Raw genomic sequence first — 16,154 nt, forward strand, 5'->3', positions numbered from 1 at the left:
AAAGAGGGAGCCGCCGCGAGATGTTTATGCGCTTTATGTTGCTTTGGTTGGCAGTCGTGAGCCTGTCCAGCCAGGCGCAAACCATCAAAGAGAACATCGCGTTCGCCGTGATTGGCGAGCCAAAATACGCGGTCAATTTTACGCACTTCGATTACGTCAATCCTGCCGCCCCTAAGGGTGGAAAGGTCACGCTCTCGGCTACGGGAACGTTCGACAACTTTAACCGCTTCGCCCTGCGCGGCGTGGCCGCGGCGCGAACGGAATCGCTCTATGACACGCTTTTTGTCACGTCGGATGATGAACCCGGCAGCTATTACCCGCTGATTGCCGATAACGTGCGCTATGCCGATAACTTCGCCTGGGCCGAAATTACCCTAAACCCCCGGGCCCGCTTTCACGACGGCACGCCGGTCAAGGCCAGCGACGTCGCTTTTACGTTTCATAAATTTATGACCGAAGGCGTTCCTCAGTTCCGCATTGTGTATAAAGGCGCAACGGTGCGCGCCATTGCGCCCCTCACCGTACGCATTGAGCTGAGCGAACCGAACAAAGAGAATATGCTTAGCCTGTTCTCGCTGCCGGTTATGCCTGAATCGTTCTGGAAAAACCATAAGTTAAGCGACCCGCTCTCCACGCCGCCGCTGGCCGGTGGCCCTTACCGCATTACCGACTGGCGCATGGGGCAGTACGTGGTCTATTCCCGCGTGAAAGATTACTGGGCGGCCAACCTGCCGGTAAACCGCGGGCGCTGGAATTTCGACACCCTTCGCTATGACTACTACCTCGACGATAACGTGGCGTTTGAAGCGTTCAAGGCCGGTGCCTTCGATTTACGCGTGGAGAACAGCGCCAAAAACTGGGCGACCCGCTATATCGGCAAAAACTTCACGAAAGGCTACATCGTCAAAGACGAGCACAAAAACGAATCCGCCCAGGACACGCGCTGGCTGGCGTTTAATATTCAGCGCCCGGTATTTACCGACCGCCGCGTTCGGGAAGCCATTACCCTGGCCTTCGATTTTGAATGGATGAACAAAGCCCTGTTTTACGGGGCGTACAGCCGCGCGAACAGCTATTTCCAGAACACCGAATATGCCGCGCGCGACTACCCTAAAGCCGACGAACTGCTCCTGCTGGCGCCGCTGAAAGCGGAAGTGCCGCCGGAGGTGTTTACCACGGTGTTTCAGCCGCCCGCTTCAAAGGGTGACGGCTACGACCGCGACAACCTGCTGAAGGCCAGCAAGCTGCTGGATGAGGCAGGCTGGCAGCTGAAGAACCAGAAACGCGTCAATGCGAAAACCGGCAAGCCTTTAAGCTTTGAACTGCTGCTCTCCTCCGGCGGCAACGATCAGTGGGTGCTGCCGTTTAAGCACAACCTTGCGCGGCTGGGGATCACCATGAACATTCGCCAGGTCGATAACGCGCAGATCACCAACCGCATGCGCAGCCGCGATTACGACATGATGCAACGCCTGTGGCCCGCACAGCCGTGGCCCAGCTCGGATCTGCAAATCTCCTGGGCCTCCAGCTACATCGACTCCTCGTACAATGCGCCAGGCGTAAAAAGCCCGGCGATTGATGCCCTGATTGCGAAAATTGTGGCGGCGCAGGGCGATAAAGATAAGCTCTTGCCGCTTGGTCGCGCCCTCGACAGGGTGTTAACCTGGAACTACTACATGCTGCCCATGTGGTATATGGGCGAAGACCGCCTAGCGCGCTGGGACAAGTTCTCCGTGCCTGCCGTGCGCCCTGTCTATTCTCTGGGCTTTGACACCTGGTGGTATAACGTGAATAAAGCCGCCAGACTGCCCGCCGAGCGGCGATAAGGAATTATCATGGGTGCCTATTTAATACGCCGACTTCTGCTGGTCATTCCCACGCTGTGGGCCATTATCACCATTAACTTTTTTATCGTGCAAATTGCCCCGGGCGGGCCGGTCGACCAGGCCATTGCCGCCATTGAGTTTGGCAACAGCGGCGGCATGCCCGGCGGCGGTGGAGAAGGCATGGGCGCCAGCCATGCGCGAACCGGCGTGGGGAATATCAGTGAAAGCCACTACCGCGGCGGGCGCGGGCTGGATCCTGAAGTGATCGCCGAGATCACCCATCGCTACGGCTTTGATAAGCCGATACACGAGCGCTATTTCAAGATGCTCTGGGATTATATCCGCTTTGATTTTGGCGATAGCCTGTTCCGCAGTGCGTCCGTATTAACGTTGATCAAGCAAAGCCTGCCGGTTTCGGTCACGCTGGGGCTGTGGGGCACGCTGATTATCTATCTGGTCTCTATACCGCTCGGGATCCGAAAAGCGGTGCATAACGGCAGCCGCTTCGATATCTGGAGCAGCACCTTCATCATCATCGGCTATGCTATTCCGGCGTTTCTGTTTGCCGTTCTGCTGATCGTCTTCTTTGCCGGAGGCAGCTATTTCGACATCTTCCCGCTGCGGGGGCTGGTCTCCGCCGATTTCAGCACGCTGCCGTGGTACCAGAAAATCACCGACTATCTCTGGCATATCACGCTGCCGGTGCTGGCGACGGTGATCGGCGGGTTTGCCGCCCTGACCATGTTGACCAAAAACGCCTTTCTCGATGAAATCCGCAAGCAGTATGTCGTAACCGCCCGCGCCAAAGGGGTCAGCGAGAAGCAGATTATGTGGAAACACGTTTTCCGCAACGCCATGCTGCTGGTGATTGCCGGATTTCCAGCCACGTTCATCAGCATGTTTTTTACCGGCTCGCTGCTGATTGAGGTGATGTTCTCGCTCAACGGTCTCGGCCTGCTGGGCTACGAAGCCACCGTATCGCGCGATTATCCGGTAATGTTTGGCACGCTCTATATTTTCACCCTGATTGGCCTGCTGCTGAATATCATCAGCGATATCAGCTATACGCTGGTCGATCCCCGAATTGATTTTGAGGGCCGCTGATGCCGCGTTTAAGCCCCGTTAACCAGGCCCGCTGGGCCCGTTTTCGCCATAACCGTCGCGGCTACTGGTCGCTGTGGATTTTTGCTGTCCTGTTTGTCCTGAGCATGTGTTCGGAGCTGATCGCCAACGACAAACCGTTGCTGGTGCACTTTAACGACCGCTGGTACGTGCCGGTACTGGCTAACTACAGTGAAAGCGACTTCGGCGGCCCGTTTGCCACCCCGGCGGAGTACCAGGATCCGTGGCTGCGTCAGCAGATCGAACAGCACGGCTGGGCCCTCTGGGCTCCGGTGCGCTTTGGCGCCAACAGCATTAACTTCGCGACCACAACTCCCTTCCCTTCTCCGCCCTCTGCGCAAAACTGGCTGGGAACAGACGCCAACGGCGGCGACGTGCTGGCGCGCATCCTCTACGGTACGCGGATTTCTATTCTCTTTGGATTAATGCTGACCGTCTTCTCCAGCGTAATGGGCGTAGTGGCCGGCGCCGTTCAGGGCTACTACGGCGGAAAAATTGACCTGTGGGGGCAGCGTATCATCGAAGTCTGGTCCGGTATGCCAACGCTGTTTCTGATCATTCTGCTTTCCAGCGTGGTACAGCCGGGCTTCTGGTGGCTGCTGGGCATCACCGTTCTGTTTGGCTGGATGGCTCTGGTGGGCGTGGTACGGGCAGAGTTTCTGCGCACCCGTAATTTCGACTATATTCGCGCCGCGCAGGCGTTAGGCGTGAGCGATCGCGCAATCATCTTCCGCCATATGCTTCCCAATGCGGTGGTGGCGACCCTCACCTTCCTGCCCTTTATTCTGTGCAGCTCCATCACCACCCTCACCTCGCTGGACTTTCTGGGCTTCGGCCTGCCGCTGGGGTCGCCGTCGCTCGGCGAACTGCTGCTGCAGGGCAAGAACAACCTGCAGGCGCCGTGGCTGGGCATCACTGCCTTTCTTTCCGTGGCCGTGCTGCTTTCGCTGCTGATTTTTATTGGCGAAGCCGTGCGCGATGCCTTCGATCCCAACAAGGCGGTATAAGATGACGCAGCCTCTTCTCAGTATTGATTGCCTGTCGATTGCCTTCTCGAAGCAGGGCGAGACCCGTACCGTGGTCACCGACCTGTCGCTGCAGATCCAGCGCGGTGAAACGCTGGCGCTGGTGGGTGAATCCGGTTCGGGCAAGAGCGTCTCGGCGCTCTCCATCCTGCGTCTGCTGCCCTCCCCGCCCGTGAGCTATCCGCAAGGGGATATTCTGTTCCACGGCAGTTCGCTGCTGCACGCTGATGAACATACCCTGCGCGGTATTCGCGGCAATAAGATTGCCATGATCTTCCAGGAGCCGATGGTGTCGCTCAACCCACTGCATACGCTGGAAAAACAGCTCTATGAAGTGCTGTCACTTCATCGGGGGATGCGCAAAGAGGCCGCGCGGGGCGAAATTCTGGATTGTCTGGAACGTACAGGCATACGCAACGCGGCCAAACGGCTGAATGATTTTCCGCATCAGCTCTCCGGCGGCGAACGCCAGCGGGTAATGATTGCCATGGCCCTGCTCACGCGCCCCGAACTGTTGATTGCCGACGAGCCGACGACGGCGCTGGACGTCACGGTGCAGGCGCAAATTCTGACGCTCTTGAGGGAGCTACGTGACGAGCTGGACATGAGCCTGCTGTTTATCACGCACAACCTGAGCATCGTGAAAAAGCTGGCCGACAGCGTCGCGGTCATGCAAAACGGGCGCTGCGTTGAACAGAATACCGCGTCCACGCTGCTGAACGCGCCGCAGCATCCCTATACGCAGCGCCTGCTCGACAGCGAACCTTCCGGCGACCCGGTACCTCTCACGGCAGACAGCACACCGCTGCTGCGCGTCGATGATTTATCCGTCTCGTTCCCGATCCGCAAAGGCGTTCTGCGGCGCATCGTTGACCAGAACCCGGTGCTGAAAAATATCCGCTTCTCGCTGCGACCGGGTGAATCCCTGGGGCTGGTGGGCGAATCCGGTTCGGGGAAAAGCACTACCGGTCTGGCGCTGCTGCGCTTAATTGCCTCTCAGGGCGAGATCCTGTTTGACGATATGCCGCTGCACCGCTGGAATCGCCGCCAGATGCTGCCCGTGCGGCCCCGCATGCAGGTGGTATTTCAGGATCCCAACTCCTCGCTTAACCCGCGCCTTAGCGTGTTGCAGATTATCGAAGAGGGCCTGCGCGTTCACCAGCCTGGCCTGAGTGCGCAACAGCGGGAACAGGAGGTCATGCGGGTGATGGCGGAAGTGGGCTTAGATCCCGGCACTCGCCACCGCTACCCTGCGGAATTTTCCGGCGGACAGCGCCAGCGTATCGCCATCGCCCGCGCGCTGATCCTAAAACCGGAGCTGATTATTCTGGATGAACCGACCTCGTCTCTGGACAGAACCGTACAGGCGCAGATCCTGGCGCTGCTCAAAGGGCTACAGGAAAAGCACCGGCTGGCCTATATCTTCATCAGCCATGATCTACAGGTGGTGCGGGCGCTATGCCATCAGGTGATTGTGCTACGACAGGGTGAGGTGGTCGAACAGGGTGATTGCCAGCGCGTATTTACTGCGCCAACGCAGAGCTACACGCGCCAGCTGCTCGCGGCAGACTAGCGCTTAAAACGGATACTGGCCGGAGAAAGGTTCAGCAATCGCAACGCCAAAATTTTTCAGGCGGCAGGTCGCGGCGAATTCGTCCTGGCTTTTGACAAACAGGCACGGCTCCCCTTCGCACTCCAGTACGGAGCTGTCCACTTCGATATCCGTCAGGGCCTGGCTGAGACGCTCCATCACCCGCCACGCATTTTCGTCGCTCGGGCTCAGCAGCTTGAGCGCCACCAGGCAATTCTCACAGCCCGCGACGCTTTGCGGAATCGGTTCAACTTTCGAACCTGCAAAACCCGCCGACCAGCGATAGCTCTGGGGCAAGCGATGGACAATGGAGAGTTGTAATGTATTCACGTTCGTTCCCCGGAAGCAAAATTTACTTCACAATTTATTTACATTTATAGTAACACATCATCGCCAACCTGCACTATTCAGCGCTTTTTTATCGGTATTGAGGCTCGCGTCGGCGCTATATGTACCCGTTTCTGCGATCTAACTCAACCTTTTTGAATACAATGATGTGACTTTTTACATAAATAGATTTTACATAAAATAAACAAACACGGAATAAACGAACGCGAGTTTGGTTGATATGCGTCAACAAAAAAGGCCCTTTCGGGCCTTATCTGCGCGTTAGTGCGCCGCTTTTCGCGGCCGGCTGGCGTAAAGACAGAAAAGCACAGAGCTGGTTGCGCAAAAAGCCATCGCCCACAGCATAGGCCAGGCCGTAGTAAAGGTCGCCATAGAGAGTAACGCCCCGACGATGGCACCAATCCCGAAGCGGAAGGTTCCCGCCAGTGACGATGCGGTTCCCGCCATGTGCGGGAATTCGTCGAGGATCACCGCCATCGCATTGGATGAGATCATCGACACGCAGCCGACAAAGGCCGCCACGCCGATCACCAGCGCCCAGAAGCCCACGTCCAGAAACGCGCTCACCACCAGCCAGACCGCCATCACAAACTGGATCCACAGCCCGGCGCGGAACATGTTCAGCGCGCCCACCCGCCGGACAAAGCGGCTGTTAATGATGGTCAGGACAAACAGGAAGACGATATTGAGCGCAAAATAATAGCCAAAGTGCTGCGGCGAAACGTGGTTCAGTTCGATATAGACAAACGGCCCGGCGCTCAGGAAGGAGAACATTCCGGCGAAGCTGAACCCGCTCGCCAGCATGTAGCTCAGCACCCGCTTGTGGCGAAACAGCGAGGCAAAGTTGCCTATCGTGGTTCGAATATGAAATTTCTGTCGGCGATCGACGGGCAGCGTTTCATCAATAAAGAAGAAAATCATCGCCGAGGCCAGCAGCGCGGCCAGCGCCAGGATCCAGAAAATCGCGTGCCAGCTAAACCACACCAGCACCGCACCACCGGCCATCGGTGCCACCAGCGGCGCAATCGTCGTCACCAGCATGACGAACGACATCATGCGGGAGAACTCTTCTTTCGGGTAGATATCACGCATCAGGGCGTTGATCACCACGCTCGCGGCAGCGGCGGCCAGCCCGTGCAGGAAGCGCATGATAATCAGCTGATCGATACTCTGCGCCAGCGCACAGGCGACCGCTGCGGCCGCAAAGACCAGCGTCCCGCCAAGAATAACCGGCTTACGCCCCAGGCTGTCGGCCATTGGGCCATACAGCAGCTGTCCGAGCGCGAAACCGAGAATATAGGTGCTGAGCGTCATCTGCGCGCTGCCTGCCGGTACGCCAAACTGGGCGGAAATCACCGGCAGCGCAGGCAGATACATGTCGATAGACAGTGGCATCAGCATCGCCAGCAGGCCAAGAATGAAGACAATTTTGAACGACGAGTGTGGCCTGGTGGTCACAGGGTTCTCCTGAAATTAGTGCGAAGGCAGACCGACGCTGGCAATCTCTTCTTCCGTCAGCGGACGATATTCACCGGGCGCCAGGTCGGGATCGAGCACAATCGCACCGATGCGTTCACGATGCAGGCCCACAACGTGGTTACCCACGGCGGCAAACATGCGTTTCACCTGATGGTAGCGTCCTTCACTGATGGTCAAACGGACCTCCGTCGGGGTGATGGCCTCAAGCACGGCGGGTTTGGTCAGATCCTTTTCATTATGCAGCTGAACGCCTTTCGCGAATTGCTCTGCCGTGTCATCCGCAACCGGTGACTCCAGCGTGACCAGATAGGTTTTCTCACAGTGGTGGCGCGGGGAAGTGATGCGATGCGACCACTGTCCGTCGTCGGTCATCAGCACCAGACCGGTGGTGTCGATGTCGAGGCGGCCCGCGGCGTGCAGCTTGTGCGCCACCGGCTCGTCGAGGAAATAGAGGACCGTCGGGTGATCCGGATCGTCCGTTGAGCAGACATAGCCTTCCGGCTTATTGAGCATGAAATAGCGGGGACCGTGCTGCTGGGTCAGCGGATTGCCGTCGTACTCAACCTGATGGTCAGGCTGCAGTTTGAACGCGCTGTCTCGCACAATGTCGCCATCCACGGTAACGCGGTTGGCGCGAATTTCGCGCCCGGCAATAGCGCGGCTTACGCCGAGTTGCTGAGCGATAAACTTATCAAGTCGCATGAAATCTTTTTAGCCTTAATGGTGCTGGATGTCGGACCGTGCGTCCGAAAAAAGAAGCAGTCAGGAACGGTTCAGTATAATGGTCTGGTTGCGCCACTCAAGGGAAAAAGTTTCGTGGCATACTATATGCGGATTAACGAAACCGAGACCCCATGACTTTTACACTTCGTCCCTATCAGCAGGAAGCCGTTGACGCGACGCTCGCCTGGTTCCGTAAACACCGGGAACCGGCGGCCATTGTCCTCCCGACCGGTGCAGGCAAGAGCCTGGTCATTGCCGAACTGGCGCGCCTGGCGCGTGGTCGCGTGCTGGTATTGGCCCACGTCAAAGAGCTGGTGGCGCAAAACCATGCCAAATATTGTGCGCTGGGGCTGGAAGCCGACATTTTCGCCGCCGGGCTGAAGCGCAAAGAGAGCCACGGCAAAGTGGTTTTCGGCAGCGTACAGTCGGTGGCCCGTAACCTGGATCTGTTCCGCAGCGAGTTTTCGCTGCTGATTGTCGACGAATGTCACCGCATCAGCGATGACGACGACAGCCAATATCAGCAAATCCTCACTCACCTTAAAGAGGTGAACCCTCACTTACGCCTGCTCGGCCTGACGGCAACCCCGTTTCGTCTGGGCAAAGGCTGGATCTACCGCTTTCATTATCACGGCATGGTGCGCGGCGACGAGAAAGCGCTGTTCAGCGACTGTATCTATGAACTTCCGCTGCGCTACATGATTAAGCACGGCTACCTGACGCCGCCCGAGCGGCTGGATATGCCGGTCGTGCAGTACGATTTCAGCCGCTTACAGGCGCAGAGCAACGGGCTATTCAGCGAGGCGGATCTTAACCATGAGCTGAAAAAACAGAAGCGGATCACGCCGCATATCATCAGCCAGATTGAAGAGTTCGCGCAAACGCGTAAAGGGGTGATGATTTTTGCTGCCACCGTCGAACACGCGCGCGAAATCACGGGACTGCTACCCGCTGACGACGCAGCGCTGATCACAGGCGAAACGCCCGGCCCGGAGCGCGACAGGCTGATTGAGGCTTTCAAAGCCCAGCAGTTCCGCTACCTGGTGAATGTCTCCGTATTAACCACCGGGTTTGACGCCCCGCACGTCGACCTGATTGCGATTCTGCGCCCGACCGAATCCGTCAGCCTGTATCAGCAGATTGTCGGCCGTGGCCTGCGCCTGGCGCCGGGCAAAACCGACTGCCTGATACTGGATTACGCCGGCAACCCGCACGATCTGTACTCCCCGGAAGTGGGCGCGCCAAAAGGCAAAAGCGACAACGTGCCGGTACAGGTGTTTTGCCCGGCCTGCGGCTTTGCCAACACCTTCTGGGGAAAAACCACCGCCGACGGCACGCTGATTGAACACTTTGGCCGCCGCTGTCAGGGCTGGTTTGAGGATGATGAGGGGCATCGCGAGCAGTGCGATTTCCGCTTCCGCTTCAAAAACTGCCCGCAGTGCAACGCCGAAAATGACATCGCCGCCCGCCGTTGCCGCGAGTGCGACACGGTGCTGGTGGACCCGGACGACATGCTGAAAGCGGCGCTGAAGCTGAAAGATGCGCTGGTGCTGCGCTGCTCCGGCATGGCGCTGCAGCCCGGCGCGGATGAAAAAGGCGAGTGGCTGAAAATCACCTATTACGACGAGGATGGCGCTGACGTCAGCGAACGGTTCAGGGTTCAGACGCCTGCCCAGCGCACGGCATTTGAGCAGCTGTTTATCCGGCCACATACCCGCACGCCTGGCGTGCCGCTGCGCTGGATAACCGTGGCGGATATCGTGCATCAGCAGGCGGTGCTGCGCCACCCCGACTTCGTGGTCGCCCGTAAGAAAGGCCAGTTCTGGCAGGTTCGCGAGAAGGTCTTTGACTATGAAGGTCGCTTCCGTCGGGCAAATGAATTGCGCGGTTAACGGGACTTTTCATTGATGTGCAGGGCATTTGAGTATAAAATGCCGCCCGCTTCACATCCGTGGGGCAGAACACTCACCTGCTGCTGGGTCGCCTGTAGTAGGGTTTTAAATACAGAGAGAAATCAATGTTCACTATCGAAGCAGAAGTACGTAACGTGCAGGGTAAGGGTGCGAGCCGCCGCCTGCGTAACGCTAACAAGTTCCCGGCTATCGTTTACGGTGGCGAAGCTGCTCCAGTTGCTATCGAACTGGATCACGACAAAGTGTGGAACATGCAGACCAAAGCTGAGTTCTACAGCGAAGTTCTGACCATCGTTGTTGGCGGTAAAGAAGAAAAAGTGAAGGTTCAGGCTGTTCAGCGTCACGCGTTCAAGCCAAAACTGACTCACATCGACTTCGTTCGCGCGTAATCGCAAACCTGTCGAGAAAACCCCGCTTCGGCGGGGTTTTTTTATGGCTGCTATTTACCGCCAGAGGTGCGGCGCTGAAGCTGATCGCGCAGGTTCGGCGGCGTGCCTTTGATGGTCAGGGTATCGGTGGCTGGATCCCAGAAAATGCGTTCCCCCAACAGCATAGCGTCAAAGTTGATGGTTAACCCACCGCCGCTGCCGGCAAATTTGGTTAACTGACGCAGCGTGCTGCGATCCGCCGGGAAGCTCTCCTCAAGCTCATAGCCCTTCTCCGCGGTGAATTCCTGGAAGCTCACTTCGCTGACGCCCGCCAACTCTTTTGACAGGGACTCCAGTTCAATCTCTTCCCCCGCCTGCAGCTGCTCGTTGCAGTAGCTGTAAACCTGCTGACGCACGGTCTGGCGTTCAGATTTATCGAGTTGCGCTTCCGCCGTGAAGTCATCAACGGCCTGCAGCAGCCCTTTGTTCTGCGCTTTGGCGTTCAGGCCTTCGCTGGCACCGAGGAAGTCCATAAAGAAATCCGCCACTTTGCGGCCCACCCGCCCCTTCAGGAAGGTGAGGTAGCGGGTCGACTCCGGGTTAGTTTCCCACTCGGTCAAATCAATACGCGCCACAATATCCGCATGGTTGATATCCAGATAGTGCGTTGAGCTGATGTCCAGCTGCTCGTTCACGCGCATGCTGCTTAAGTTATTCAGCACGGTAACCAGCAGGTACTCGACCGCCAGGTAACGATAGTGGCAGAACAGGACAATACCGCCGTCGGCGAACGGATATTTCGCCAGCTCGTCGCGCAGACGCCCGGTTGCCGCGCGGCTAAACGCCAGGAAATCCTCTTCGCCCTGACGCTGCAGGCGCAGGCTATCGGCCAGCTCACTCTCTTCGCTGAACAGACCATAGGCTTTATTTTTAGCGCTGTAGACGCGATGCAGCTCTGCCATCATTTCCACAACGGTTGCCGTGGGTTCCAGTAACGAATCGCGTAGCACCACTTCAAGGGTTTGCTCATCACGCTTGATAAGCTGGTGCAAGGCAATCTGGTTGATTTCCAGACTCATGATAAACTCTCCTTTTAGACCGGGCGGTATTCAACCACCACCAGGACATGTGTGCAACAACAGATAAAAAAGGGGAAAAAAAGCTGTTGCTACGGTAATATGTTGCCCTTTCATCAACAAACTGATTTTGATTTATGCCACAACATTCCCGCTACAGTGATGAACACGTTGAACAACTGCTCAGTGAGCTGGTCAACGTACTGGAAAAACATAAAACGCCGACCGATCTCTCCCTGATGGTTTTGGGAAATATGGTCACCAACCTTATCAACACCAGCGTTGCTCCGGCTCAGCGTCAGGCGATCGCCAAATCTTTCGCCCAGGCGTTACAGTCATCCGTCAGCAACGACCAGGCCCATTAAGGGAAACGAACAACAGTTTATGGTGACGAATCGTCAGCGCTACCGTGAAAAAGTCTCCCAGATGGTCAGCTGGGGACACTGGTTTGCCCTGTTCAACATTCTGCTAGCGACGGTAATTGGCTGTCGTTATCTGTTTGTCGCAGACTGGCCCACAACGCTAACCGGGCGTATCTACTCCTGGATAAGCGTTGTTGGTCACTTTAGCTTTTTGGTATTCGCCACCTATCTGCTGATCCTGTTTCCTCTGACGTTTATCGTCATGTCGCAGCGTTTGATGCGGTTCTTGTCCGCAATCCTTGCGACGGTGGGGATGACGCTGCTGCTTATCGACAGTGAAGTGTTCACCCGGTTCCACCTGCATCTCAACCCTATCGTCTGGGAACTGGTGATCAACCCCGACCAGAACGAAACGGCCCGCGACTGGCAGCTGATGTTCATCAGCGTTCCGGTGATCCTGTTGATCGAGATGCTGTTTGCCACCTGGAGCTGGCAAAAGCTCCGCAGCCTGACCCGACGCCGCCATTACGCGAAGCCCGTCGCCGCGCTCTTTTTCGTCTCATTTATCAGTTCGCATCTCATGTATATCTGGGCGGATGCGAACTTCTATCGCCCTATTACCATGCAGCGCGCTAACCTGCCGCTCTCTTATCCGATGACGGCCCGTCGTTTCCTTGAGAAACACGGCCTGCTTGATGCCCAGGAGTACCAGCGCCGTCTGGTCGAACAGGGTAATCCGGAAGCGGTTAGCGTGCAGTATCCACTGAGCGATCTGCGCTATCGCGATATGGGTCGCGGGCAAAACGTCCTGCTGATTACAGTCGATGGCATCAACTATTCTCGTTACGAGAAGCAGATGCCTGCGCTGGCCGATTTCGCGAGTCAGAACGTGTCGTTTACCCAGCATATGAGTTCAGGTAACTCAACCGATGCAGGTATCTTTGGCCTGTTCTATGGTATTTCTGCCGGATACATGGACGGCGTGCTGTCTGCGCGCATTCCTGCGGCGCTGATCACCGGGCTTAATCAGCAAGGCTATCAGTTAGGGCTGTTCTCATCGGACGGCTTCAACAGTTCACTGTACCGCCAGGCGCTGCTCTCTGATTTCTCACTGCCTGCCGCGCAGAGCCAGTCTGATGCCCAGACCGCAAACCAGTGGATAAACTGGCTGCAGCGCTACGCGCAGGAAGACAACCGCTGGTTCTCGTGGGTGGCCTTTAACGGCACAACGCTTAACGACAGCAACCAGGCAGGCTTTGCGCGCCGCTACGGCCGCGCGGCAAGCGATGTTGACGCACAGATTGGCCGCGTGCTTGACGCGCTACGTGAATCAGGCAAGCTTGATAATACCGTCGTGATCGTGACCGCGGGGCATGGCGTACCGTTAGGCGACGAGACGAAGAGCATGAGCTGGTCACGTCCAAACCTGCATGTTCCGCTGGTGATCCACTGGCCGGGAACGCCGGCGCAGCGCATCAATATGCTCACAGAACATAAAGACGTCATGACGACCCTGATGCAGCGCCTGCTGCACGTCAGTACGCCAGCAAACGAGTATTCGCAGGGTCAGGATCTCTTCAGCGCCACGCGCCGCCATAACTGGGTGACTGCAGCTGACGGCAACACGCTGGTGGTGACCACGCCGAAGCTGACGCTGTTGCTGAACAGCAACGGGAACTATCAGACCTATAATCTGCAGGGTGAACGGCTGAAGGACCAGAAACCACAGCTTAGCCTGCTGTTACAGGTTCTGACGGATGAGAAGCGCTTCATCGCTAACTGATTAATAATAAACCAGTTAGCGACGGATTCCCTTGCATTCGAAACGGAATCGAGTAGTATTCTTTCTATGCGTCGGCACGTAGCGCAGCCTGGTAGCGCACCGTCATGGGGTGTCGGGGGTCGGAGGTTCAAATCCTCTCGTGCCGACCAAAAACACATTGAAAACCAGCCTTTTACGGCTGGTTTTTTATTTTGCCTCGTCCGGTGTTTTGCGCAGGTACAACAGCGTAACCAGACAAATCACGGCTCCGGCATAAAACGTATATTCCGCGCCAAACGTTTCCCAGATGGCCCCGGCGCCCAGGCTGGCGACTAACAATCCCACGCCGCTGACCAGACTAAAAATGCCGTAGGCGGTACCGCGCAGATCCGCAGGTGCCGTTTTTGCGATCATTGCCGCCAGCAGCCCCTGCGTCATCCCCATATGCACTCCCCAAAGCGCAACGCCCAGAAGCATTCCAGCCCAGTGGGTGCTTAGCGCCAGCACAATATCTGCCCCAATCAGCATCACCAGGCCCCACTGCAGTAGTCGGGTGTGGCTCATCCCGTCCGATAACTTGCCAAACGGATAGGCTGACAGGAAATAGAGCAAATTCATGGCCACCATCACCAGCGGGATCAGCGCCAGCGGCACCCCCGACTGCTGTGCGCGCAGGACAAGAAAGGCTTCACTGAAACGTGCGAGCGTGAAGATGGCGCCCAGGCCAATAACCCACCAGCAGCCTTTCCCGAGGCGCCTGAGGTTCTCTTTTTTGATGGGGTTCGTGCGTTTATGTTCGACGGGCGTTTTCGGCTCATGCAGGCCGAAGAAAAGCAGCGCCACGGCGAGGACGCCGGGGATCACCGCAATCCAGAAAATCGTGCGGAAATCATCGTTCCACAGCAGCATCAAGCCTACGGCCAGCAGCGGCCCGAGAAATGCGCCGACGGTATCCATCGACTGACGCAGCCCAAAGGCCGCGCCGCGAAGTTCCGGCGGCGTAACGTCAGCGACCAGCGCATCGCGCGGCGCGCCCCGGATCCCCTTCCCTACCCGGTCGATTAAGCGTGCCCCCAGAATCATGCCCGACGAAGAGGCGATAGCGAACAGCGGCTTACTCAGCGCGCCAAGACCGTAGCCCAGCACCGCCAGTCCTTTACGTTTACCCAGGTAGTCACTGATGGCACCGGAAAAAACTTTGATAAACAGCGCGGTGGCTTCAGCCAGGCCTTCAATCAAGCCAATGAAAATCACGCTGGCTCCCAGCGTCGTGACCATAAACAGCGGCAGCAGGCTGTGAATGATCTCCGAGGAGATATCCATCAGCATACTGACCCCACCCACAACCCAGACGCCTTTCGGGATCCGGCTGAGCGTTGCAAACCGGGATAACATTGTACATCTCCTGATTTATGTCGAACAACCTTGTTCGACACAGAATACCCTGGAAATGCGAATAAATATCATCACATATAAAAAAGCCAGCCCGCAGGCTGGCTTCTTATAGCAGGTGAATGCTCAATGTTTTTCACGTCCGCCCAGGAAGAAAATGCCCAGCGGGATGGCAAGCAGAACGGTGAAGACAAGGCTGTAAACGAAGATCATCGCCGACTGCAGCACATACATGCTGGTAGTCCAGGCGGAGAGAGGAATGTTGTACTGTTCAATGACGCCAACAATGGTGGCCCGCCCGACGCACGCGGCAGCAATCATAAACACGACGAGTAGCGCCAGGAGGAACTTGCGGCCTTCAGGTGTTTTCAGTTTTGCACGAACCATCTCTCTTCCCTTTCACAGATGAATAACATTATCGATGGACTAAAATAACACGAACGCCCGCCACACTCCACACCAGTACAAACACCTGCCAAAACGGTTAATGTTAAGTTTATTACGCTGCATATAATGAAAATGTAAGTAAATCACACCAATCATTCACACTCGTTATGTTAGTCTGTTCAGGACCGTTTTGACATAAAGGAATGACAATGAAAAACGCACCTAAATTTGCCATCGCGCTTCTCGCCGCCGCGTGCGTCAGCACCAGCGCTTTCGCCAGCGACGCCCAAAAAGCGCAGCCGCTGGAAAAAGTGGCACCCTATCCGCAAGCGGAAAAAGGCATGAAGCGTCAGGTGATTCAACTGCCGGTTCAGCAGGACGAAGCGAATTACAAAGTCGAATTGTTAATTGGCAAGACGCTGGAAGTGGACTGCAATCAGCATCGTCTGGGCGGCCAGCTGGAAAGCAAAACCCTGGAAGGCTGGGGTTATGACTATTACGTCTTTGATAAAGTGACCTCTCCGGTCTCTACCATGATGGCCTGCCCGGACGGCAAAAAAGAGAAGAAATTTGTGACGGCCTATCTGGGCGACAACAGCCTGCTGCGTTACAACAGCAAGTTGCCGATCGTGGTATATACGCCTGAAAACGTGGAAGTAAAATATCGCGTGTGGAAGGCAGAAGAGACGGTCGGACAAGCGGTAGTACGTTAAAAACAAGTCGGGTAGCGGCTTCGCTTTACCCGACCTGCTAAACTAAAAACGGTAACAGATGTTACCG

The 16,154-nt window shown here is 56.6% G+C and carries 15 protein-coding genes and 1 tRNA gene; 10 read left to right on the forward strand and 6 right to left on the reverse strand.

Annotation, left to right across the window (positions count from 1 at the left end; all coding sequences use genetic code 11):
* Window positions 1-20: 20 nt before the first annotated feature.
* Genes ACMWL8_RS04755 through yejF form a run of 4 tightly spaced genes read left to right on the forward strand, consistent with a single transcriptional unit; the run spans window position 21 to window position 5,546 of the window.
* A complete protein-coding gene (locus ACMWL8_RS04755) occupies window positions 21-1,826 on the forward strand; it encodes an extracellular solute-binding protein (protein ID WP_045259723.1) in 1,806 nt (601 codons plus the stop codon).
* A 9-nt stretch (window positions 1,827-1,835) separates the two neighbouring features.
* Window positions 1,836-2,930 (forward strand): microcin C ABC transporter permease YejB, encoded by a 1,095-nt coding sequence (locus ACMWL8_RS04760; RefSeq protein ID WP_028013880.1) that lies wholly within the window; start codon window positions 1,836-1,838, stop codon window positions 2,928-2,930.
* Window positions 2,930-3,955 (forward strand): ABC transporter permease, encoded by a 1,026-nt coding sequence (locus tag ACMWL8_RS04765; protein WP_028013881.1) that lies wholly within the window; start codon window positions 2,930-2,932, stop codon window positions 3,953-3,955. Before ACMWL8_RS04760 ends, ACMWL8_RS04765 begins: the two co-directional genes overlap by 1 nt.
* Window position 3,956: 1 nt before the next feature.
* Window positions 3,957-5,546, forward strand: a complete 1,590-nt coding sequence (gene yejF, locus ACMWL8_RS04770) for a microcin C ABC transporter ATP-binding protein YejF (RefSeq protein WP_045259722.1) — start codon at window positions 3,957-3,959, stop codon at window positions 5,544-5,546.
* Between the two features lie 3 nt (window positions 5,547-5,549).
* Here yejF and ACMWL8_RS04775 read toward each other — a convergent pair whose 3' ends face one another.
* The 3 genes from ACMWL8_RS04775 to rsuA form a co-directional block, all read right to left on the reverse strand.
* Window positions 5,550-5,894 (reverse strand): YejG family protein, encoded by a 345-nt coding sequence (locus ACMWL8_RS04775; RefSeq protein ID WP_028013883.1) that lies wholly within the window; start codon window positions 5,892-5,894, stop codon window positions 5,550-5,552.
* Between the two features lie 279 nt (window positions 5,895-6,173).
* The gene (locus tag ACMWL8_RS04780) at window positions 6,174-7,370 is read right to left on the reverse strand and encodes a Bcr/CflA family multidrug efflux MFS transporter (protein WP_045259721.1); all 1,197 of its coding nucleotides are present in this window, start codon (window positions 7,368-7,370) and stop codon (window positions 6,174-6,176) included.
* Window positions 7,371-7,385: 15 nt separating this feature from the next.
* Window positions 7,386-8,093, reverse strand: coding sequence for a 16S rRNA pseudouridine(516) synthase RsuA (gene rsuA, locus ACMWL8_RS04785; protein WP_045259720.1), 708 nt, complete (start codon window positions 8,091-8,093; stop codon window positions 7,386-7,388).
* 152 nt (window positions 8,094-8,245) lie between these two features.
* Between rsuA and ACMWL8_RS04790 the strand changes: the two genes are divergently transcribed.
* Together ACMWL8_RS04790 and rplY are read left to right on the forward strand one after the other, a co-directional pair.
* Window positions 8,246-10,006 (forward strand): DEAD/DEAH box helicase, encoded by a 1,761-nt coding sequence (locus ACMWL8_RS04790; protein ID WP_045259719.1) that lies wholly within the window; start codon window positions 8,246-8,248, stop codon window positions 10,004-10,006.
* Window positions 10,007-10,131: 125 nt separating this feature from the next.
* The gene (gene rplY, locus ACMWL8_RS04795) at window positions 10,132-10,416 is read left to right on the forward strand and encodes a 50S ribosomal protein L25 (protein WP_028013887.1); all 285 of its coding nucleotides are present in this window, start codon (window positions 10,132-10,134) and stop codon (window positions 10,414-10,416) included.
* Window positions 10,417-10,466: 50 nt separating this feature from the next.
* Here rplY and yejK read toward each other — a convergent pair whose 3' ends face one another.
* Window positions 10,467-11,474 (reverse strand): nucleoid-associated protein YejK, encoded by a 1,008-nt coding sequence (gene yejK, locus ACMWL8_RS04800; protein ID WP_008500957.1) that lies wholly within the window; start codon window positions 11,472-11,474, stop codon window positions 10,467-10,469.
* A gap of 134 nt (window positions 11,475-11,608) precedes the next feature.
* Between yejK and ACMWL8_RS04805 the strand changes: the two genes are divergently transcribed.
* The 3 genes from ACMWL8_RS04805 (at window position 11,609) to ACMWL8_RS04815 (ending at window position 13,765) form a co-directional block, all read left to right on the forward strand.
* Window positions 11,609-11,836: a YejL family protein gene (locus tag ACMWL8_RS04805; protein ID WP_014884596.1), complete on the forward strand. Its 228-nt coding sequence runs from the start codon at window positions 11,609-11,611 to the stop codon at window positions 11,834-11,836.
* Between the two features lie 19 nt (window positions 11,837-11,855).
* Complete coding sequence (yejM, locus tag ACMWL8_RS04810) at window positions 11,856-13,616, forward strand: LPS biosynthesis-modulating metalloenzyme YejM (RefSeq protein WP_045259718.1); 1,761 nt, start codon at window positions 11,856-11,858, stop codon at window positions 13,614-13,616.
* Window positions 13,617-13,688: 72 nt separating this feature from the next.
* A tRNA-Pro gene (locus ACMWL8_RS04815) sits at window positions 13,689-13,765 on the forward strand.
* A 37-nt stretch (window positions 13,766-13,802) separates the two neighbouring features.
* Here the strand turns inward: ACMWL8_RS04815 and ACMWL8_RS04820 are convergent.
* Both ACMWL8_RS04820 and ACMWL8_RS04825 read right to left on the reverse strand, forming a co-directional pair.
* Window positions 13,803-14,990: an MFS transporter gene (locus ACMWL8_RS04820; protein ID WP_045259717.1), complete on the reverse strand. Its 1,188-nt coding sequence runs from the start codon at window positions 14,988-14,990 to the stop codon at window positions 13,803-13,805.
* A gap of 123 nt (window positions 14,991-15,113) precedes the next feature.
* Window positions 15,114-15,374, reverse strand: coding sequence for a DUF2534 family protein (locus ACMWL8_RS04825; protein ID WP_008500962.1), 261 nt, complete (start codon window positions 15,372-15,374; stop codon window positions 15,114-15,116).
* Between the two features lie 209 nt (window positions 15,375-15,583).
* Here ACMWL8_RS04825 and eco point away from each other — a divergent pair, with 209 nt between their 5' ends.
* Window positions 15,584-16,087: a serine protease inhibitor ecotin gene (eco, locus tag ACMWL8_RS04830; RefSeq protein WP_028013891.1), complete on the forward strand. Its 504-nt coding sequence runs from the start codon at window positions 15,584-15,586 to the stop codon at window positions 16,085-16,087.
* Window positions 16,088-16,154: the final 67 nt, after the last annotated feature.

This window comes from Enterobacter sp. 04-C-12-SI-ECC (assembly GCF_047530715.1).
Taxonomy (GTDB): domain Bacteria; phylum Pseudomonadota; class Gammaproteobacteria; order Enterobacterales; family Enterobacteriaceae; genus Enterobacter; species Enterobacter bugandensis.

What these genes read in the sequence shown, in the direction of transcription:
- ACMWL8_RS04755 (WP_045259723.1), top strand. Translation starts at nt 21, where the DNA reads ATGTTTATGCGCTTTATGTTGCTTTGGTTGGCAGTCGTGAGCCTGTCC.
- rsuA (WP_045259720.1), bottom strand. Translation starts at nt 8,093, where the DNA reads ATGCGACTTGATAAGTTTATCGCTCAGCAACTCGGCGTAAGCCGCGCT.
- yejF (WP_045259722.1), top strand. Translation starts at nt 3,957, where the DNA reads ATGACGCAGCCTCTTCTCAGTATTGATTGCCTGTCGATTGCCTTCTCG.
- ACMWL8_RS04820 (WP_045259717.1), bottom strand. Translation starts at nt 14,990, where the DNA reads ATGTTATCCCGGTTTGCAACGCTCAGCCGGATCCCGAAAGGCGTCTGG.
- rplY (WP_028013887.1), top strand. Translation starts at nt 10,132, where the DNA reads ATGTTCACTATCGAAGCAGAAGTACGTAACGTGCAGGGTAAGGGTGCG.
- ACMWL8_RS04765 (WP_028013881.1), top strand. Translation starts at nt 2,930, where the DNA reads ATGCCGCGTTTAAGCCCCGTTAACCAGGCCCGCTGGGCCCGTTTTCGC.
- ACMWL8_RS04805 (WP_014884596.1), top strand. Translation starts at nt 11,609, where the DNA reads ATGCCACAACATTCCCGCTACAGTGATGAACACGTTGAACAACTGCTC.
- yejM (WP_045259718.1), top strand. Translation starts at nt 11,856, where the DNA reads ATGGTGACGAATCGTCAGCGCTACCGTGAAAAAGTCTCCCAGATGGTC.
- ACMWL8_RS04760 (WP_028013880.1), top strand. Translation starts at nt 1,836, where the DNA reads ATGGGTGCCTATTTAATACGCCGACTTCTGCTGGTCATTCCCACGCTG.
- ACMWL8_RS04790 (WP_045259719.1), top strand. Translation starts at nt 8,246, where the DNA reads ATGACTTTTACACTTCGTCCCTATCAGCAGGAAGCCGTTGACGCGACG.
- eco (WP_028013891.1), top strand. Translation starts at nt 15,584, where the DNA reads ATGAAAAACGCACCTAAATTTGCCATCGCGCTTCTCGCCGCCGCGTGC.
- yejK (WP_008500957.1), bottom strand. Translation starts at nt 11,474, where the DNA reads ATGAGTCTGGAAATCAACCAGATTGCCTTGCACCAGCTTATCAAGCGT.
- ACMWL8_RS04825 (WP_008500962.1), bottom strand. Translation starts at nt 15,374, where the DNA reads ATGGTTCGTGCAAAACTGAAAACACCTGAAGGCCGCAAGTTCCTCCTG.